This is a genomic window from Leifsonia sp. Ger2509 (assembly GCF_055231915.1).
On the sequence record NZ_JBUYVB010000003.1, the window covers coordinates 2619840 to 2639689 of the forward strand.

General features: G+C 69.9%; 14 protein-coding genes. 4 read left to right on the forward strand and 10 right to left on the reverse strand.

The window, feature by feature from the left end; translation table 11 throughout:
- Positions 1-6: 6 nt before the first annotated feature.
- The 5 genes from ACV7NN_RS12935 to ACV7NN_RS12955 are packed head-to-tail and all read right to left on the reverse strand — an operon-like array spanning position 7 to position 6926.
- Positions 7-1725 carry a dipeptide ABC transporter ATP-binding protein gene (locus ACV7NN_RS12935; RefSeq protein WP_463349982.1) on the reverse strand — a complete coding sequence of 573 codons (1719 nt, stop codon included), beginning with the start codon at positions 1723-1725 and terminating at the stop codon, positions 7-9.
- Positions 1722-2582, reverse strand: coding sequence for an ABC transporter permease (locus ACV7NN_RS12940; RefSeq protein ID WP_463349983.1), 861 nt, complete (start codon positions 2580-2582; stop codon positions 1722-1724). The genes ACV7NN_RS12935 and ACV7NN_RS12940 overlap by 4 nt, the downstream gene beginning before the upstream one ends.
- Positions 2579-3535 carry an ABC transporter permease gene (locus ACV7NN_RS12945; protein WP_463351290.1) on the reverse strand — a complete coding sequence of 319 codons (957 nt, stop codon included), beginning with the start codon at positions 3533-3535 and terminating at the stop codon, positions 2579-2581. The genes ACV7NN_RS12940 and ACV7NN_RS12945 overlap by 4 nt, the downstream gene beginning before the upstream one ends.
- A 43-nt stretch (positions 3536-3578) precedes the next feature.
- On the reverse strand, positions 3579-5237 hold the full coding sequence (locus tag ACV7NN_RS12950) for an ABC transporter substrate-binding protein (RefSeq protein ID WP_463349984.1): 1659 nt from the start codon (positions 5235-5237) through the stop codon (positions 3579-3581).
- 36 nt (positions 5238-5273) lie between these two features.
- Entirely contained in the window at positions 5274-6926 is a 1653-nt protein-coding gene (locus ACV7NN_RS12955; RefSeq protein WP_463349985.1) for an amidohydrolase, read from the reverse strand.
- A gap of 164 nt (positions 6927-7090) precedes the next feature.
- On the opposite strand from ACV7NN_RS12955, the gene ACV7NN_RS12960 reads away from it, so the two are divergent.
- On the forward strand, positions 7091-7768 hold the full coding sequence (locus tag ACV7NN_RS12960) for a TetR/AcrR family transcriptional regulator (protein WP_463349986.1): 678 nt from the start codon (positions 7091-7093) through the stop codon (positions 7766-7768).
- 365 nt (positions 7769-8133) lie between these two features.
- Here the strand turns inward: ACV7NN_RS12960 and ACV7NN_RS12965 are convergent, their stop codons facing one another.
- Positions 8134-9630 (reverse strand): carboxylesterase/lipase family protein, encoded by a 1497-nt coding sequence (locus ACV7NN_RS12965; RefSeq protein WP_463349987.1) that lies wholly within the window; start codon positions 9628-9630, stop codon positions 8134-8136.
- A gap of 242 nt (positions 9631-9872) precedes the next feature.
- Between ACV7NN_RS12965 and ACV7NN_RS12970 the strand changes: the two genes are divergently transcribed.
- Complete coding sequence (locus ACV7NN_RS12970) at positions 9873-12065, forward strand: ATP-dependent Clp protease ATP-binding subunit (protein WP_463349988.1); 2193 nt, start codon at positions 9873-9875, stop codon at positions 12063-12065.
- Between the two features lie 115 nt (positions 12066-12180).
- On the opposite strand, the gene ACV7NN_RS12975 is transcribed toward ACV7NN_RS12970, so the two are convergent.
- From ACV7NN_RS12975 to ACV7NN_RS12985, 3 genes are all read right to left on the reverse strand, one after another.
- The gene (locus ACV7NN_RS12975) at positions 12181-13848 is read right to left on the reverse strand and encodes a phospholipase C (RefSeq protein WP_463349989.1); all 1668 of its coding nucleotides are present in this window, start codon (positions 13846-13848) and stop codon (positions 12181-12183) included.
- 81 nt (positions 13849-13929) lie between these two features.
- Positions 13930-15366 carry an iron uptake transporter deferrochelatase/peroxidase subunit gene (gene efeB, locus ACV7NN_RS12980; RefSeq protein ID WP_463349990.1) on the reverse strand — a complete coding sequence of 479 codons (1437 nt, stop codon included), beginning with the start codon at positions 15364-15366 and terminating at the stop codon, positions 13930-13932.
- On the reverse strand, positions 15363-16595 hold the full coding sequence (locus ACV7NN_RS12985) for an imelysin family protein (protein ID WP_463349991.1): 1233 nt from the start codon (positions 16593-16595) through the stop codon (positions 15363-15365). Before ACV7NN_RS12985 ends, efeB begins: the two co-directional genes overlap by 4 nt.
- A 278-nt stretch (positions 16596-16873) precedes the next feature.
- On the opposite strand from ACV7NN_RS12985, the gene ACV7NN_RS12990 reads away from it, so the two are divergent.
- Positions 16874-17923 carry a zinc-dependent alcohol dehydrogenase family protein gene (locus tag ACV7NN_RS12990; RefSeq protein WP_463349992.1) on the forward strand — a complete coding sequence of 350 codons (1050 nt, stop codon included), beginning with the start codon at positions 16874-16876 and terminating at the stop codon, positions 17921-17923.
- A gap of 376 nt (positions 17924-18299) precedes the next feature.
- On the opposite strand, the gene ACV7NN_RS12995 is transcribed toward ACV7NN_RS12990, so the two are convergent.
- Entirely contained in the window at positions 18300-18890 is a 591-nt protein-coding gene (locus ACV7NN_RS12995) for a nitroreductase family protein (RefSeq protein WP_463349993.1), read from the reverse strand.
- A gap of 103 nt (positions 18891-18993) precedes the next feature.
- On the opposite strand from ACV7NN_RS12995, the gene ACV7NN_RS13000 reads away from it, so the two are divergent.
- Positions 18994-19782 (forward strand): GNAT family N-acetyltransferase, encoded by a 789-nt coding sequence (locus ACV7NN_RS13000; RefSeq protein ID WP_463349994.1) that lies wholly within the window; start codon positions 18994-18996, stop codon positions 19780-19782.
- The last annotated feature ends 68 nt before the right edge of the window (positions 19783-19850 follow it).

Here is a 19850-nt window from a genome sequence, read left to right on the forward strand (position 1 = left end):
GGGCCCTCACACGCGCGCGCCGGCGGGGACGGAGTCGATCAGCAGTTGCGTGTACGGATGCTGTGGGTTGCGCAGGATCTCCGCGGTCGTCCCGCGCTCGACGATCTCGCCCCGGCGCATGACCACCGTGCTCTCGCACACACGCCGCACGACAGCCAGGTCGTGGCTGATGAACAGGACGGTAAGGTTGCGCGCCCGCCGGATCTCCGAGACCACGTCGAGCACCTGGGCCTGAACGGACACATCGAGGGCGCTGGTCGCCTCGTCCATGACGAGGACCTCCGGCTCGATGGCGAGCGCGCGGGCGATGGCGACGCGCTGGCGCTGTCCTCCGGAGAGGGTGCGGGGCCTCGCCTGGGCGTGCTTCTCGCCGAGGCCCACCTGGTCGAGGAGCGCCAGGGCGCGGATGCGCGCATCCGCCGACGTCAGGTCAGTGTGGAGGCGCAATGCGTCTTCGATCGCGCGACCGGCGGGGATGCGCGGATCGAGCGAGAGGTAGGGGTCCTGGAAGACCATCTGGACGCTCCGGGCGTGCGCGAGACGGTCCGCGCGGGTGCGGGGACGGACCGTCCGCTCGGCCCCGGCGACCCGGATGTCCCCGGTGTCCGCGCGTTCGAGGCCCACGATCATCCGCGCGAGCGTCGACTTGCCCGAGCCGGATTCGCCGACCACGCCGAGGGCCTCGCCGGCCGGGACGGTGATGGAGGCACCCGCGACGGCCCGCACGGGCTCCTTCCCACGCGGGTATGTCTTTGAGAGCGAGCGGACCTCGAGCATCGGCGTGCGTGCCGCCGCCGCGGGCCCGGCAGCCCCCGCCGCCGCAGCGCCGGCCCCCGCACCCCAAGCAGCCCCAGCCCCAGCCCCCGTACCTTCAGCACCCGCGCCCGCACCAAAAGCAGCCCCAGCCCCACCCCCCGCACCCGCCGCAGCCGCAGCATCCGCCCCATCCGCCCCATCGAGCGTCGGCGTCGCCGCCACCAACCGCCGCGTGTACGCGGCCTGCGGGTCGAGGAACACCCGACGGGCATCCCCCTCCTCCACGATGTCCCCGGCGCTCATGACGTAGACGCGGTCGCAGATCGAGGCGGCGAGGTTCAGGTCGTGGGTGATGAAGAGCATCCCCATGCCGCGCTGTGCGCGCTGCTCGGTGAGCACCGCGATGATCTCGGCCTGGGTCGTCACGTCCAGTGCCGTAGTGGGCTCGTCGCAGACGAGCAGCCGCGGCGACCCGGCGAGTGCGCCCGCGATCATCACCCGTTGCAGCATCCCGCCGGAGAACTCGTGCGGGTACTGGCCCAGGTGCTCCTCGGGCCGCGGCAGGCGCACAGCGTGCAGCAACTCGATCGCGCGGGAGCGCGCGGCGGATGCCGGCCAGCCTTCGCCGAGGCGAAGAGCCTCGGTGAGGTGGTCGCCGAGCGTGCGCATCGGGTTGATGCCGGCGCGCGGATCCTGGAAGATCATGGCCGCGCTCGAGCGCCGGAGGCGGAGCAGGTCCCGGCGGGATGCGCCGAGCACCTCGGTGCCGTCGAGGCGGACGGACCCGCCGGTGACCGCGCCGTCGGGGAGGAGCCCGAGCACGGAGCGCGCCGTGAGCGACTTGCCGGAGCCGGATTCTCCGACGAGGCCGACGGTCTCGCCGTCGCCGACCTGCAAGGTGATGCCGTTGAGCAGGCGGGCGCCGGTCGGAAGATCCAGAGTGAGCTGCGTGATGTCGAGGAGCGTCATGCGGCCGATCCCCCTCCGATCCGGTCCGAGAGTTCTTCGCCGACGATGTTGACGGCGACCACGACGATTACGACGGCGACCGCGGGCACGATCGCGGGCAGGAAGTGGCCCCCGACGATTCCCGCCTGGGCTTCGTTGATCATCGCGCCCCAGTCGGCGGTCGGAGCCTGGACACCGAGGCCGAGGAACGAGAGCCCGGCGAGCTCGGCGAGCACGTAGCCGAAGTTCAGGGTGGATTGCGCGCCCACGATCGGGGTGACGTTCGGCAGCACGCGGCGGAGGGCGATCCATCCGCCCCCGAAGCCCTGCACGCGGTAGGCGGAGACGTACGGCCGGTTGCGTTCGGCGAGCACGAGCGACCTGGTGAGGCGGGCGACGAACGGCGCGTACGCGATGCTCATAGCGATGACCGGTGCGACCAGGCCTTTTCCGAAGAGCGCAACCGCCATGATGGCGATGAGGAGCGACGGGAACGCGAACAGAACGTCGAACACCCGCCCCAGGACCGCGTCGATCCAGCCCCCGCGCCAGGCGGCGAGCAGGCCGAGAAGGATGCCGGCGACGGTCGAGGCGATCACGACGACGAGCGGCCCGAGCAGCGCGGTGCGTGCGCCGAAGATGAGGCGGCTGAGGGTGTCGCGGCCGAGAGCGTCCGCGCCGAGCCAGTGGGCCGGGCTGGGCGACGCGTAGATCGCCGCGAAGTCGATGTGGTCGGGGTCGTACGGCGCGATCAGGGGGGCGAACACGGCCGCCAGCGTCATGATCGCCAGGATCGCGAGACTGATGGTCCAGCTGAGCGCAGGCCTGCGCATCCGGGATGCGCGGAGCACCTTCACTGCCATGGTGGGGGTTGTCATCGGGCACCGGCTCCAGCTGCTGATCGGGGGTCGACCACGGGTTCGAGGATGTCGACGATCGCGTTCACGACGACGAACGCGGTGACGACGAGGAGGACGATCGCCTGCACGACCGGGAAGTCGAGCCGGTCGACCGACTGCACGAGCAGCGAGCCGATCCCGGCCAGCCCGAAGGCGGACTCGACGATGGTGCTGGCGACGAGCAGGCCCGCTACGAGCACGCCGCTCACGGTCAGGATCGGGCCGATCGCATTGCGCAGCACGTGGCGGCGGATGACGGAGGCCCGGGTGAGACCCCGGCTGGTCGCGACCTCGACGTGCTCGCGGCCGAGCTGGTCGACCATCGACGTGCGGGTGATCTTGCCGATGAGCACGATGAACACGATCGCGAGTGCGATGGACGGCAGGATCAGGTGATAGACGGTGTCGAAGAAACCGTCCCCTGAACCGAACGACGGGAACCAGCCGAGCTGAACCGCGAAGACGGAGATGAGCACGATCGACCCGACGAACGACGGGATCGCGGCGAGCACGGTGAGCCCCACGAGGATGGCCCGGTCGAGCATCCGCCCCTTGTAGAGAGCCGCGACGATCCCTGCTGCCAGGCCGACGATCGTGATGATCAGTCCGGCCATGATCACCAGGCCGAGGGTCACCGGCAGCCGCTCAGCGATGACGGTCGAGACGTCCTGCCGGTACTGGAGCGAGCGCCCGAAGTCGCCGTGGAGCATCCCAGCGACCCAGTCGAGGTACTGCTGCCAGGGCGGGAGGTCCAGGCCGTACTGCCTGGTGAGCGCGGCGATGGTCTCCGGGTTGGGCTTGCGCCCGCGGAGCAGGAAGTCGATCGGATCGCCCGGCACCAGGAACCGCGAGAAGAAGACCAGCAGCGATGCGAGGAACAGGGTGAGCAGAAGCGACCCGAGCTTGCCCAGCACCCGGCGGGCGACCGTCATCGTGATAGTCGCCCCACCGGATGCGCGCCGGCCGGCGGCCGCGTCAGCGAGCGCCAATGGTCGCAGCCCACGGGTAGTAGAGGAATGCGACGGACGGCTGGACGCCGGTGATGCGCTTGCCCAGGTAGACCGACATCGGCGCCTCGAACAGCGGCAGCCAGGGCAACTGGTCGTTCGCGATGCGCTGTGCCTCGGCCGATTTCTCCGAGCGGGCCGCCGGATCGTCGATGCCCACTGCGTCGTTCACGGTCGCGTCGAACGTCGGGTCCGACCAGTTGCCGTAGTTGCTGTAGTCGCCGGTGCGCAGCACCGAGTACATCTCGAGCGGGTCGGGCGAGGACAGGTACCACGACGTGTAGAAGAGGTCCGCTCCCGCCCGGGCGTTCGGATCGGTGAAGAGGGTCGTGTACGCGTTCGGGGTCACGGTCTCGATCTTCGCCGTGAGGCCGATCGACTCCGCCGCCGCTGCGGTCGCCTGGGCGACGACGCTGAAGTCGGTGCCGATCGGTGCCGTTCGGATGACGATCTGCTTGCCGGTCGCGCCCGCCTTCTCGACGAGGGCTTTGGCCGCCTTCACGTCGTACGGATACTTCTGGAGACCGTCGAACGCCTTCGAGAGTGCATCCTTACTGGCGCCGCTCCACACCGACCGCGTCGTGAGGGCGTTCGTCACCGTGCCGTAGCCCTTGACCGCCGCGTTCACGATGCCCTGGCGGTCGAGCGCCATCAGCAGCGCCTTGCGCACGTTGACGTCGCCGAGCGGACCTTTGAGGTTGCCGACGATGAGGCTGTTGACCGCGGTGTTGAGTCCGAAGGAGAGGCCGCCGGAGCTCGCGCTCGTGCTCCTGAGCTGGTCGACCGCGTCCATCGGGATCATCCAGCTGCCGTCGACCTGGCCCGACTTGAGCGCGTTTGTGCGCGAGGTCGAGTCGTTCATGAAGAGGAACGTGACCTTGCCCGCTTTGGCGCGCAGCGCCTTGTCCCAGTAACCGGCGTACCGGGTGAGCGTGAGGCTCTCCCCCGACTTCCACGAGGTGAACTCGAACGGACCCGTGCAGTTGACCCCGCCGGTCGAGTTGCCGTAGTCGGCGCCCTTCGCCTTCAGCGTCGCGGCCGACTCGATGACCCCGGCCGAGCCTCCCATAGCGAGGTTGAACTGCGAGTCCGGCCGGGAGGTGGTCACCGTGACCTCCATCGGGCCGGTCTGTTCGATCGAGGAGACGTACTGGTACACCGAGTACCAGGATGAGCCGACGGCCGGGTCGAGGTGCCTGCGCATCGAGGCCACAGCATCCGCCGCCGTCATCGGTGTGCCGTCGTGGAAGGTGACGCCGTCGCGGAGCTCGTAGACCCACGTCGTGGGCACCGGGTGGCTGACCGACTTCGCGAGGCTCGGCGAGAGTGTCCAGTCCGGGTTCAGCCGCAGCAGCGACTCGCACACGTTGGCCAGCACCTGGTTGTCCGGGTAGTCGAACGCGTGGGTGTAGTCGAGGGAGTACGGCTCGGCGTAGATCGCCCAGGTGAACGAGCCGATGTCACCCTTCGGCGCTGCGGTCTTCGCAGTGAGCGTGTATCTGGGATGGTCCGTGCCGGTCTGCGTGGCCTGCGGCGAGCATGCTGCGAGCAGGAGCGCAGCGCTCAGTGCGCCGGCGACGGCCGCTGCACGGCGCCGGCGGCTCCGGTTCGGGCGGGATGGGGTCATGGTGCGCTCCTTGCTGTGGGGAGGATGAAGGATGGTTCAGTCCGCGCGCGTGTACACGGGCTCGCCTTCGACCCAGGTCGAGACCACCGTGGAGGTGTGGATGTCCTCCACGGACAGGGCGAACGGGTTCGGGTCGAGCACGACGAGATTCGCGAGGTAGCCGGAGGCGATCCGGCCGGTGTCGTGGTCACGGTGGTTCACGTAGGCCGAACCCGACGTGTATGCGGCGAACGCCGTCGCGAGGTTGATGCGCTGGTGCGCGCCACCCAGCGGCTCGTCGTCGCTTCCGGGCGAGACCCGGTTGACGGCGATGTGGATGGCCTCCACCGGGTTCGCGCTCGAGACCGGCCAGTCGCTCCCGGCCGCGAGTCGGGCGCCGGCCCTGGCGAGATCGCCGAACGGATACTGGCGGCTCACCGCGCCCTCCTGGAGGAACGGCAGGGTCAGGGTGTCGAGCTGCGGCTCGTGGCAGGCCCAGAGCGCCTGCAGGTTGGCGGTCGCATCCAGTGGAGCGAAGCGCGTGGCGTCGTCTTCCGCTACGACCTGCAGGTGGGCCAGGTGGTGGCGGCCGTCGGAGGGGCCGTTGGCTTCCCGCGCCGCTTCGACCGCATCCAGCGCCTCCTGCACCGCCCGGTCGCCGAGCGCGTGGAAGTGCACCTGGAAGCCCTCGCGGTCGAGGGCCGTGACGTAGCCGCGGAGCAGGCCCGGGTCGATGAACGAGAGCCCGGCGTTGTCGGTGTCGCGACCGTGTCCGTCCCGGTACGGCGCCTTCATGGCGGCGGTGTGGTTCTCCGCCACCCCGTCGACCATGATCTTCACGGTTCCGAGCTGGAACCGGTCGGAGCCGAGGGCGGCGATCTGCTCCCGGCGTTCGATCATCGTCGCGACCTGGGCCGCCCCCTCCGACCGGGACCACCACTGTGCGCCGACGACATGCGCGACGAGGGTGCCCTCGTCGATGGCGCGGAGGTAGGCACCCAGGTTCTCGCTGAGACCCGCCGCCGCGCCGATCATCGCATCCTGCCAGCCGGTGATGCCGAGCTTCAGCAGCTCGTCCTGCGCCTTCAGCAGGCCCGCGTAGCTGAGGTCGTCGTCGTTCACGGGGCGCACCGCGGCGAACAGGTCGGCAGCGCCCTCGTGGAATGTCCCGGCGGGGAAGCCGTCCGCTTCGCGCTCGATGCGTCCGTCGACCGGGTCGGGCGTGATCGCGTCGATGCCGGCCAGGCGCATCGCAGCCGTGCTCGCCCAGATGCTGTGGTGGTCGCGGCTGCTCAGGAACACCGGGCGCCCCCCGACGACGGCGTCGAGCGCGATGCGGGTCGGAGCGCCGCCGGCGAAGTGGTCCATCGACCAGCCGCCGCCGAGGATCCAGCCGTCGGGGTTCGCTGCGGCGTACTCGCCGATCCGGCGCAGCGCGTCGTCCGCATCCACGGAGTCGGTCAGGTTGCACTGCAGGAGCTCGATTCCCGCCCCGACCGGGTGCACGTGCGCATCCTGGAAGCCGGGGGCGACGAGTGCGCCGCCGAGGTCGACGACGCGAGTGGCTGCGCCGGTGAAGGAGGATGCGCGCTCCGCGGGGACGACGTCGACGATGCGCCCGTCGTGGATCACGATCGCGAAGCCCTCGAGCGGATGGCCGGAGCCGGTAAAGATCGGACCACCGGTCAGGACCGTGTCGGCTTCCGTCACTGGAGCACCTCGTTCATTCGTCGTCGAATCGGGATTGATGGGATGGTATCCACGTGACACGGGTGCTGTCAACAGTGTTGACAACACCGTTCTGCAGCATAGAGTGGTCGCGGATCGTGTGGGCCGCCTGACATCCCGCCGCACCAGCCGAACGTGAGGAAACGATGACCGAAGCGCAAGCACCCGGTGGCGTGACGCGTGCGCGACTGAGCCGGGAAGCCATCATCCACGCCGGCCTCGAGCTCGGCGCCCGAGCCGACACCGCAAGCGTGTCCGTGCGCAACATCGGTGCGCTGCTCGGCGCGAACCCGACGGCGGTCTACCGCTACTTCCCGAGCAAACAGGCGCTCATGGAGGCGCTGCTCGACGAAGTGCTCGCCCGCGTCATGGCGCGGGTCGATCGCTCGGCCGATTGGCGTTCGCGGCTCGCCGATCTTGCGACCGCCACCCTCGACGTGTTCGTCCTCTATCCGTCGATCGCGGTCGAAGCGACCGTGCTGACCACCAAGGGACCGGCCGAAACCGACACGGTCGAGTGCATCCTGTCGGCGTTCTCCGAGGCGGGCCTCACCGGGAACGAACTCGTGCAGCACTACGCCTTCTACGCGTCGTACGTGCTGTCAGGGGCGGCCGGGATCGCGCGAGGCCGCAGCGATCATGCCGATCCTCTCGCCGAGCCCAGCCCGTGGCTCGAAGGCCCCCTCCTCGTCGACCCGTCGAGACAGCCGCGCATCGCGGCGGTGGCCAGCGAGCTGCTGGCGCTGCAGGACCAGGACATCTTCCGCTTTGGCGTCGAGCGGATCATCGAGTCCGCGAGCCGCGCGGCCGATGCCGCGCGCTGAGTGCGCTCGTTGTGCGCGAGCGCACTAGTTGTGTGCGAGCGCACTAGTACCAGCTAGTGCGCCGGGACGAAACGCGTGCGGCTGCGCCGCGTCCGCGCGCGGCGCTCGCTGAACGGGCTCGTTGTGCGCGAGCGCACAAGTTGTGCGCGAGCGCACGCGTTCCACCACGTGCGGTGGGATGAAACGTGTGCGGCAGCGCCGCGTCCCCTGGCGGCGCCCGCTGAATTGGCTCGTTGTTCGCGAGCGCACAAGTTACGCGCGAGCGCACGCGTACCACCACGTGCGGTGGGATGAAACGTGTGCGGCAGCGGCAGTCCGGGCCGGCTTCGCCGCCAATCGCCGGTTCGCGAGCGGGATGCCGCCAGTCAGGCGCCGATGAGCGGCGCGACCTCGGCGTAGCCGTCGCGCACGACCGTCGGTGGGTCGGCGTAGACGCGGGTCTCGCCGCCTGCGGCCGTGTACCGCGGCCAGCCGGGGTCGCCGTCGCGCACGAAGCTCACCGCTCCCGCGTGCACAGCGTCGGCCAGAGCCTGGGGAGGCTGGTCTCCTGCGATGACGTCGACCCGGTCGGCCGCGAGGCAGTCGAAGAAGAACGGCACGTCGATGCAGTGCACGGCCAGGCCGAACTTCGGCGACGTCCACGAGAAGCGGTAGAGCCAGGTCGGCGCAGTGCCCCGGGCGCGGACGACGCGGAGCGCGAGCGTGCGGAACATCCGGTCGGTGAGGTAGCGGCCGACGATCGCGGCCGGACCCTTCTTCGCAACCGGGCGGTTCGCCGCGACGTAGGCCGCTCGCGCCGAGCCGGTGAGTCCGGCCTTGCCGAGCAGGTAGCGCGACGGGATCCAGCGGAGCTTGTCCTTCGCGTCGCTGAGGATCATCGAGAACTCGTCGTCGGTCGCGCCCAGCACGAGAGGCTTGTCCGCACCGACGCCGGACTGGATCGCGTCGACCGTCTTCTGCGGAACGAGGTCGCCGTCGATGACAGGGCCGAGAGTGAGCCCGCTGTCGACGAACGTCCGCAGGCCGTCCAGCGGGTTGCCGCCCTCGGCGGGCGCCGTCAGCTGCTTCTGCAATTCGAGGATGCGGTCCTCGCTGAGCGTCGAGAGGCCGGCACGGTCGGGGGTGACGCCGCCCGCATCCGCCAGGCGCCGTGCGAACGACTCGGCCTCGGCCACGGAGACATCCGCTGCCGCGCCGGAGATGCAGTAGACCGCGCGGAAGAGAGGCTGGGCGATCGGCATCCCGAGCAGAGTGAGCACGGCCCCGCCTCCGGCGGACTGGCCGGCGATCGTGACCTGCGCCGGATCGCCGCCGAACGGCGCGATGTTGTCGCGCACCCATTCGAGCGCGAGCAGCCAGTCGAGTACGCCGCGGTTGGGGGGAGCATCCTCGATCCAGCCGAAGCCGTCGAAGCCGAGCCGGTACGAGATCGAGACGGTGACCACGCCATCGCGGTTGAAGGCGGCGCCGTCGTACCAGGGGCTGGCGGGGGACCCGGCGAAGTACCCGCCGCCGTGGATGTAGACGAGCACGGGCAGTCCGGATGCGGTGGCCGGCGCCGGCGTGAAGACGTTGACGTTGAGGGTGGCGTCGCCGGGGATGCTCGGCTCGGGGATCAGCGTCACCCCGGGGTCGCCGCGCTGCGCCGTCGGCGCGTACTCGAGCGCGTCGAGGACGCCGTCCCACGGGCTCTTCGGCACGGGAGCGGCGAAGCGGAGTTCGCCGACGGGGGCTTCGGCGAACGGGATCCCGAGGAAGGCCGCGGAGGCGCCGGCCTCGCGGGGCGTGCCGCGCCAGGCGCCGCGCACGCGACCGGCACGGGTCTCGACCTCGACATGGGTTCCCGTGCTCGCCAGTGTCATGGTTTCTCCTCTTCGCGTGCGTGAACCCCAGTATGCCAACCCGAGTTCACCGCTGAACTGATCGCCCCGCCTTGCACCCGTGCCCTGATCGGACCTCACCTGACGACATATGCCGGGTGCGCGCGATCCAGTCGGCCAAACGTGACAAGTCACAACAGCGATCGCTGGGCGCGCTGGCGGATTGGCCTCGCGGTTGGTAAAGTTGAGCCACAAAGACTCAAGTTTGTACCGAAAGGACCCCGATGGCGAACATGCAGGGCGCCCCTGCGTCGACCGACGAGCAGAAGACCGCACTCCAGCAGTACGGGATCAACCTCACAGAGATCGCCAAGAGCGGCAAACTCGACCCCGTGATCGGGCGGGACGCCGAGATCCGCCGGGTCAGCCAGGTGCTGACCCGCCGCACGAAGAACAACCCCGTGCTCATCGGCGAACCGGGCGTCGGCAAGACGGCGGTCGTCGAAGGTCTCGCCCAGCGCATCGTCGCCGGCGACGTCGCGGACTCGCTCAAAGGCAAGCAACTCGTCACGCTCGACCTCTCCGCCCTCGTCGCCGGCGCCATGTATCGCGGCCAGTTCGAGGAGCGACTGAAGGCCGTGCTCAAAGAGATCAACGACGCCCAGGGGCAGATCATCACGTTCGTCGACGAGCTGCACATCCTGATGGGCGCGGGCGGCGGCGAAGGGTCGGTCGCCGCATCCAACATGCTGAAGCCGATGCTCGCCCGTGGCGAGCTCCGCCTCATCGGCGCGACCACCCTCAACGAGTACCGCGAGTTCATCGAGAAGGATGCGGCACTCGAGCGCCGGTTCCAACAGGTATACGTCGGCGAGCCGAGCGTCGAAGACACCGTCGCCATCCTGCGCGGGCTCAAGGGGCGCTACGAAGCGCACCACGGCGTCACGATCGAGGACTCGGCGCTCGTGGCGGCGGCATCCCTCTCCAACCGGTACATCACCGCCCGCCAGCTGCCGGACAAGGCGATCGACCTGATCGATGAGGCGGCCAGTCGACTGAAGATGGAGATCGACTCGGCGCCGGTCGAGATCGACACCCTCCAGCGCGTCGTCGAGCGGATGAAGCTCGAAGAGTTCGCGCTCGAGAAGGAGAAGGACGACGCGAGCAAGGAGCGGCTGGCCCGTCTCCGCGAGCGGTTGAAGGAGTCCGAGAGCGAGCTCGAGGAGCTGCAGGAGCGCTGGCGGCTCGAGAAGGCATCCCTCAACCGGGTCGGCGAGCTGCGCTCGCACCTGGAGGAGGCCAAGACCCAGCGCGACCTCGCCCTGCGAGACGGGCGCTACCAGGAGGCGTCGAAGATCGAGTACGAGACGATTCCGGCGATCGAGCGCGAACTGGCCGTCGCCGAACAGGCGGAGCAGCATCCGGATCACCCCCGCATGGTGAACGAGCAGGTCACCAGCGACGACATCGCGGCGGTCGTGGCGGCCTGGACGGGCATTCCGGTCGACCGGCTGACGCAGGGGGAGACGGAGAAGCTGCTGCGTCTCGAGTCGGAGCTCGGCAAGCGCCTGATCGGGCAGAAGGAGGCGGTCAAAGCGGTGGCGGATGCGGTGCGCCGCACCCGTGCCGGCATCTCCGACCCGGATCGCCCCACCGGTTCGTTCCTGTTCCTGGGGCCGACCGGCGTCGGCAAGACCGAGCTGGCGAAGGCGCTCGCCGCGTTCCTGTTCGACGACGAGAAGGCGATGGTCCGCATCGACATGAGCGAGTACGGGGAGAAGTTCTCCGTCTCCCGTCTCGTCGGTGCCCCTCCCGGGTACGTCGGCTATGAGCAGGGCGGTCAGCTGACCGAGGCCGTGCGGCGACGCCCGTATTCGGTGATCCTCCTCGACGAGGTCGAGAAGGCGCACCCGGAGGTTTTCGACGTGCTGCTGCAGGTCCTCGACGACGGCCGGCTGACCGACGGGCAGGGACGCACGGTCGATTTCCGCAACGCGATCCTGGTGCTGACGTCGAACCTGGGCAGCCAGTTCCTCGTGGACCCGACGCTCACCGAGGCGGAGAAGCACGAGGCGGTGCTGCAGATGGTGCGGCAGTCGTTCAAGCCCGAGTTCGTGAACCGTCTCGACGACATCGTGGTGTTCTCGACGCTCACGCAGGAGGAGCTGGGCGAGATCGTCGAACTGAACATCGATCGCCTGACCCGCCGCTTGCAGGATCGGCGGCTGGAACTCGCGGTGACTCCGGATGCGCGCCGCTGGCTCGCCGAGCGAGGCTACGACACGATCTACGGTGCGCGACCGCTGCGCAGGCTCATGCAGCAGGAGATCGACGACCGGCTGGCGACGGAGCTGCTCGCCGGGGAGATCCACGACGGTGACACGGTGCTGGTAGACCTGGCGCCCGAGGGCGACCGCCTGACGGTCGCGCCCGCCACGCCAGAGCCTGTCGGTGCCGTCGACGAGGCCGACCTCTAGTCGGCCCGCCGCCCCCGCCCGGAGCCGCAGCGCGAGAGTGCCCGTTCCGGCCGAGATGGCCCGTTCCACCGGGCACTCTCGACCGGAACGGGCACTCTCGGTGCATCCGCCCCGGTTACGGCGTGGCCAGCCAGCCGTGCTTCGGCGGCTTCGGGTCGTGCCCCTTCGTGGGCACCACTGCGGTCACCGCACCGGTGGTCGGCGACAGCAGCACCTCACGGTTCTGCGGCCGGTCGAAGGTGAACAGACCGCCCAGCGAGCCGGCGCGCGTGTCGAACGAAGCATCGCCGATCCGCCCGGTGTCCCAGTTCTTCTCGATGAAGCGCAGCACCGAAGCCTGCTCGATCGGAGCGTGGTCCACGTGGTTCTGGGCCGCATACGCGGAGATCACGAGCAGCGGGAGGCGCTGGCTCGGACCGCAGCGGTCGGCGTATCCGCCGGCCACGTGCGACACGCTGGTGCACACGGTCGAGTCGACCGCAGCATCCGCTGAGCCGTTGATGACCTGCGGCGCGACGTGGTCGTACCATCCGTCGGAGTCGTCGTAGGTGACGACGATCGCCGTGCTCGCCCACGACTTCGACTTCTGGATGGCGTTGATCTCGTTCACGAGGAACTTCTGCTCATCCAGCGGGTCGGAGTATGCCGCGTGCCCGTCCTGCGCCTCGGGCGCCTTCAGGAACGAGACAGCCGGGAGGTTGTTGTTCGTGAGGGCGGTGTCGAACGAGGTCAGGTCGTACTGGTGGTTGGCCTGGTCGGAGTGCCCGATGGCTGCGGCCGACGACGGCGGAAGGTGGTGCGGGTTCGATGTGGACGTGTAGTACTGGAACGGCGAGTGGTGCGGCGAGTAGTCCTTCGGGGTCGATCCGCCGACGTTCGCCGTGGTGGTGTCGCACTTCGCGTAGTCGCCCGTCTTGCCGTCCCACGCGGTGCTCGGGGTGAACCCGCCCTGGAACCAGCCCCACGTCACGTGCTGCGCGTTGAGGAGGTCGCCGACATTCTTGCCGGCCAGTCCGACAACGGCCGAGGTCGCCGTGTGGTCTGCGTCCGAGCAGTCGTCGTATGCGGGATCGGGGTCACCGATCACCGTTCCGACTCCCGCGGAGTCCGGCGAGCTGACAGCGGTCGATGCCGGGAGCACGGCCCCGGTCTTGGGGTCGTACGCCGTCGCGCCGTGCGTCTGGCCCGAAATGAGGTTCAGTGCACCCGGGGTGGACGGCCCGAAGGTCGTGTCCCAGGCGTTGTCGCTCATCGCGTAGTTCTGTGCGTAGTTCCACAGGCCGGTCACGGTGTTGCCGTCGTAGTAGTCCATCGCGAGTCCTGGTGCGCCGTAGAGCCCGGTGCAGGTGTCGGTGCTCGTCTTCTGGACGAACAGGTCCATCTTTCCGGCGTCGATGGCCTGCTGCTCCGCCGCATAGCCATGGTTCTGGTCGCAGGTGAGGGCCTGTGCCGGGGTGAGGCGCTTCGGCGGGTACAGGTTGGGGTTGGTGGTGAGCGTGCCCGAGGTGACGAGGTTGTCGACCTTCGGTGTTCCCTTCGCCGCAGTGAAGGGCGTGCCGTCGGTGTTGGCCGCGTTCGGGTAGGTGCCGAAGTAGTGGTCGAACGAGATGTTCTCGTCGAAGATGACGACGAGGTGCTTGATCGGCGTCGCGGTGCGGGCCGAATGGTCGTGCCCTCCCGGATACGCCATGGCGGGCGACATTGCGAGTAGTCCTGCGCCGACCAGCGCGGTCACCCCGACCGCGGCGAGACCGGCACGGCGCAGACTGAACTGTCTGAACACGTTTACCCTCTTCTTCTCTTGTGATATCCGGTGCGTCTGCACCGAACCCGTGCGCCCGCCTGCTCATCGCCTCGTCGCGATTCAGGCGAGCATGCTCCTGCCGAACCAGTCGGAGGTGTCGCGCACCCCGGGGAGCGCGAAGAAGTACCCGCCGCCGAAGGGGGAGATGTAGTCGACGAGCGGTTCGTCGGCGAGTCGTCTCTGCACCGCCACGAACTGCCGTTCCAGGTCCTGGTTGAACGCGGTGAAGATGAGTCCCATGTCGAGGTTGCCGTTGCTGTCGAGACCGGTGTCGTAGTTGTATGCCCGGCGGAGCATGCGCTGGCTCGCGGTCGCCGCGGTGCGCGGATTCGCGAGCCGGATGTGCGCATCCATCTGGATCACATCCCCCGTCGGGTCGTTCTCGTAGTGTGGATCGTCGTGCTCGCCGGACGCCGTCAGCGGAGCGCCCGAGCCCCGCCGCCGGCCGATCATGTTCTCCTGTTCGTGGAGGTTCACGCGGTCCCAGAATTCGACGAGCATCCGGATGAGGCGCACCACGTGATAGGTGCCCCCCGCGACCCAGGCCGGCTCGCCGCCTCCCGCCCGCGTCCAGACAAGCTCGTTCATCGCCGTCGCATCGCCGACGAGCGGATTGGAGGTGCCGTCTTTGAAGCCCATCAGGTTGCGCGGGGTTCCGGATGGGCGGGGCGGCGAGACGAACCCGTCCTGCCGCCAGCGGACCTGCATCCCTCCCCGAGTGGCACGCGTCAGCTCCCGGATGGCGTGGGTCACCGTGTCGCGATCGTCGGCGCATACCTGCAGCAGCAGGTCGCCGTCGCAGGCTTCGCGGCGCAGCGCGTCGTTGGGAAAGTCCTCCATCGTGCGCAGTCGCGCCGGCTTCGCGGAGGCGAGCCCGAAGCGGCCGTCGAAGAGGGAGGCGCCGACGCTCAGGGTGACGGTCAGCCCGTCGGGCACGACGACGGGCCCGAGGATGCCCGAATCAGCGGGTGGCGCGGTGAGCCCGGGGTCGGCGGGCGTGCCGCCGGTGGTGAGGAACCGGGTCGTCCCGGTGATCGTGCGCAGCAGGTCGGTGAGCTCGGCGCGCGTGGCGGAAGTGGCGTCGAGCGCGAGGTAGGCGGCGGCCTTCTGCTGGGGCGTGGTGATGCCCTGCTGGTGGTCGCCGTGGAATTCGTGGGCGGCTCGCGTGGAGGAAGCGGATGGGGTGGATGCGTTCGCGGCGTTCGCGGCGACATCCGACAGCTGCGGCGCAGCAGCCAGAGCCGCGGGCGCCGCGATGCCGGCGCCGAGAACGGCCCCGAGGAAGCCGCGGCGGCCCAGCCCGCTGCCGCCGGTCGTGCCCCCGCTTGTCGCGCTGCCGGTGGTCGTGCCGCCGCTTGTCGCGCTGCCGGTGGTCGTGCCGCCGCTTGTCGCGCTGCCGGTGGTCGTGCCGCCGCTTGTCGTGCCGCCGGTGGTCGTGCCGCCGCTGGTCGCGCTGCCGGTCACCCGGCCGCCATGCATGTCCGTCCCCCCGATCACGGTTCCCTCCGGATGTCGCAGATGGCCGCGACAGGCGCGAGCAGTTCGGCCGTCGCACCGAGCGATGCGTCGAGCCGCTCGTGTTGCGCCAGGGAGAGCGTGCCGACCGGCGGCCACGTGCCATCGGCTCGCTGCAGCGACTTCACCAGTGCCGCGCTCCGCGCGAGGCTCGCCGTCGTGGCGTCGAGTTGTGCGTAGCGGCTCGCGAGGATTCCGTCGAGCGGTGCAAGGGCGGCGGATGCGCCCTCGAGGTTCGCTCCGATCGTCGCCAGGTTCGTGCCGGAGCCCGCATCCGTCGTTCCGCGCAGCTCGAACTGGATCGCGTTCTCGACGATCTCGTGTGCGCGCAGCCCGATGTCGCCGGGGTCGACTTCGGCGTCGGCGAACGCGGCTCCCAGCGCAGCGACCGCCTCGGCGAGCGCATCGACGGCGGGCCGGATGCTCGCGGCTGGAGCCCCGGAGTACAGCAGCGCCTCGACGCGGTGGAAGCCGGTGAGTTTCGGGTCGTTCAGCGCCGTGCGGCCGGGAGCCGGTGTGCCGTTGATGGCGGTGTCGAGGTCGCCGAACGCCCCATACGCGGCGCCGAGCGTTTCATAGGTGAGGTGGGCGGTGAGCCAGGCGCGTTTCGCGGCCGCTCGGTCGCCCTCCGCAACGTCGTCGCTGAGCGCCTGGACCTGCTTGCGCAGCACCGGGATGCGCGAGGACACCCAGGCTCCGTACGTCTTGGCGACCGGGATGAGGTCGTTGCGGGTGACCGGCACCATGCCGGGGGTGAGGGCGAGCGAAGGCGGCGCGGCGCCCACCATGACGGCGGGGCCGGTGACGGGGTCCGCATCCGCCGGAAGACAGACGAAACGGTACCGCCCGGCGCCGAGCGAGACGCGCGCCTTCACGTGTGCACCCGCGCCGATGCCCTCGAGGTCCAGGAACACCTTGCCGGTGTCGACCGACTGCAGGTACACCTCCATGCCTGCGATGGTGCCGTTGGTCACGGTGAACGTCTGTGCGCCGCCGTCGAGGCGGGCGGGCGCCGTGTCGCCGGCCGGCGCATCCGTGCCGCCGCCGGTGCCCCAGCCCGCGCCGCAGCGGTCCGGATCCGCGGCGATGCTGAATGAGGTCTGCGGATGCGCGGCTGTGGCGGGACGCGTGGCGAGCGTGAGCACCACCCCGACCCCGACGACGACTCCCAGGGCCGCCCAGAGCAGGGAGAACCGGGAGCGCTGCGACATCGTGCGGAACCTCCCTGCGGTGACGTATGAGGCGGTGGATCCGGCCGCCCCTGCGATGCTATGAGCGCCGCCCGGGCCTGCGGAGGGGCTTCACCGTCTATTCATCTGCCTGCCATCGGGGCGTCCCCGAACGGGGGTGGTCCGGCTCGTGGGGGCCGCGCGGGGCTGCCGTGCTGCCCGCCGAGAGTGCCCGTTCCGGCCGAGCGTCGCTGTTCTACCGGGCGCACTCGACCGGAACGGGCACTCTCGGTCCGGGCGGCGGCGCGTAGGCTCGAACCATGCATGCAACGGTCATTCACGGTGAGCGGGACATCCGCTACGAAGAGGTTCCCGATCCGGTCCTGTCCACAGGGGGCGACGCGATCGTCCGCGTCGTCGCTGCCTGCGTCTGCGGGTCCGACCTGTGGCCGTTCCGCGGTGTCGTCCCCACCCACGAGCCGCACCGCATCGGTCACGAGTTCGTCGGCGTCGTCGAGGAGGTCGGCCCGAACGTCCGCGCTGTGCAGGTCGGCGACTTCGTGATCGCACCCTTCTACGACTGCGACAACACCTGCATCAACTGTCGCAACGGCGTCAGCACCTCCTGCCAGCACGGCGGATGGTGGGGCACGGATGACGAGTTCGGAGCGTTCGCCGACGGCGGCCAGGGCGAGAAGGTGCGCGTGCCGCACGCCGACGGATCGCTCGTCGCGACCCCCGAATACCCGGCCGAGGAGCTCATCCCGAGCCTCCTGTCGCTCGCCGACGTGATGGGCACCGGTCATCACGCGGCGGTGTCCGCGGGCGTCACCGAGGGCAGCACGGTCGTGGTCGTGGGGGATGGCGCGGTCGGGCTGTGCGCGGTGCTCGCGTCGAAACGGCTGGGCGCCTCCCGCATCATCGCGATGTCGCGGCACGAGGCCAGGCAGGAGCTCGCGCGCGCATTCGGCGCGACCGACATCGTCGAGGAGCGGGGCGACGAGGGTGTCGCGCGGGTCAGAGCGATGCTCGACGACATCGGAGCCGACTGCGTTCTCGAGTGCGTCGGCACGAAGGAGTCCATGGACCAGGCGATCCGTTCCGCGCGCCCGGGCGGGATGGTCGGCTATGTCGGTGCCCCGAACGGCGGCCCGGAGCTTCCGGTGCGTCGCCTGTTCAACACGAACGTGGGTGTGAACGGCGGCGTGGCGCCCGTGCGCGGCTACGTCGAGGAGCTGCTGGCGGATGTGCTGGCCGGCACGATCGACCCCGGTCGTGTCTTCGACCTGGAGCTTCCGCTCGCCGACGTGGCCGAGGCTTACGCGGCCATGGACGAGCGTCGCGCGATCAAGGTGCTGCTGCGCCCCTGACCCCGCGCGTGGCCGCGAGAGGGTTTGGCGCCTCGCCGCACTCCCTGCGTCTGGCCGCACTAGCTGGAACTAGTGCGGCCAGAGATACCTAGTGCGGCGAGCCCGCCCATGGCCGCGGCACACCTTCTGAACGCTCGCGCACACCTTCTGAACGCGTGCACACAGTGCAACCGGTGCGCGGGTGCAGAACCTGTGCGCTGGGGGGATCGTGCGACTCGGCGCACGTGCTGCGTCCAGCCGCACCACCTAGAGCTGGTGCGCTCGGACATACCGAGTGCGGCCAGCGCAAAAAGTCTGGCCGCACTGGATGTACCGAGTGCGGCCAGAACAATTCAATGCGGCGAGCGCGGGCGTGCGGGCACCCGCGCCCGACGGATCAGGCGTTGACCAAAAGCAGCTCGTCGAGGTCGGCGCGGCTGCGGGGGGCGAGCTCGCGCTCGCGCAGTGCCTCAGGAAGGTCGTCGGGGGTGCCGAGCACGCCGAGCGCGGTCACGGAGACCGGAGCGAAGCGGTCGTCGATGCCGAAGGCCTCACGCAGGCCGTCCGCGACGAACCCGCCCATCTGGTGCGCGTGCAGACCGTCGTGGTGCGCCTGGACCGACAGGTGCGCGATCGCCTGGCCGACGTCGTACTTCGCCCACGGGCGCTCGTTGCCGTTCTCATCGACCGTCTCAGCGAGCGCGACGATGAGCACCCCGGCCGACCCCGCCCAGGCCTGGTTGAAGCCCATGAGGTTGGCGGCGATCGTGTCGAAGGCCGCGCTTCCACGGCGGGCGACGATGAAGCGCCACGGCTGCGAGTTGTTGGCGGAGGGCGACCAGCGTGCCGCCTCGAGCGCTGCGGTGAGCTTCAGCTCGTCGACGGGAGCGGTCGCGTCGAACGCGCGCGGGCTCCACCTGTCTGCGAGGACGCCGAGGAGGGGTGCGCTCGTGTCGGCCGTGCGGGTAGGGAGTTCTGCGATGGACAAGGTGTCTCTCCTGTGGATCGGAATAGGGGATGGGCGCCGTTGCCACAATCGGTCAACGCACGCCGCGCCCGCTTATTCCATACGGACGCATAAAATGTCCTGCATGCCGGAGTCTCCTTCTGCGAACACTGCTGCCCTGCTCGACGACCTCGCCCACCGCGGCTGGCCCGCGCTCGAGACGCATGCGGTCGGGGACTGGGTGCTGCGCTGGGGCGGCGGCGTCACGAAGCGCGCAAACTCGGTGCTGCCTCGCGGTGGGGTCGACGACCTGGACTCAGCGATCGACGCTGTGGAGGCTGCCTATCGCGGGCGGGGTCTTCCTCCCGCTTTCCAACTGAGCCCCGGGTCGCGGCCGGCGAATCTCGCCGGACGTCTCGAGGCCCGCGGGTACATCGAGGACTCCCACACGCTGGTGCAGGTGGCCGACGTCGACCGCGTCGCGTCCCGCGCATCCGCAGCCGAAGCCACGCCAGCCGGCGACCAGGGCACCGTCGTGATCGCCGGCGCTCCGAACGATGAATGGATGGCGCTCTGGTGGAGCGTCGATGGCCGCGGAGGCGATGACGAGCGCGCGATCGCTCGCCGGATCCTGACCGGCGTGCCGGCCCTCTACGCGTCGGTCCAGGACCATTCCGGCACGGTGGCCGCAGCACGTCTGGCCCTCGTCGACGATTGGGCGGGCCTCTACGCCCTCGCCACGCGACCGGATGCGCGCCGCCGAGGCCTCGCGCGTCGCCTCGTCGTCACCCTCGCGGGCGCTGCGGCCGAGCGGGGCGCGCAGCGGATGTGGCTGCAGGTCCTCGCCGACAACGCGTCAGCGATCGCGCTCTACCGCAGCCTCGGGTTCGAGACGGTCTCCGGCTACTCCTACTGGACCGCGCCCGCGGGCTGAGCCGACCGGCCGCGCAGGATCACCCGATCAAGGTGATTTCCGGATGCTCGGCGCCGTGCAACAGTGAC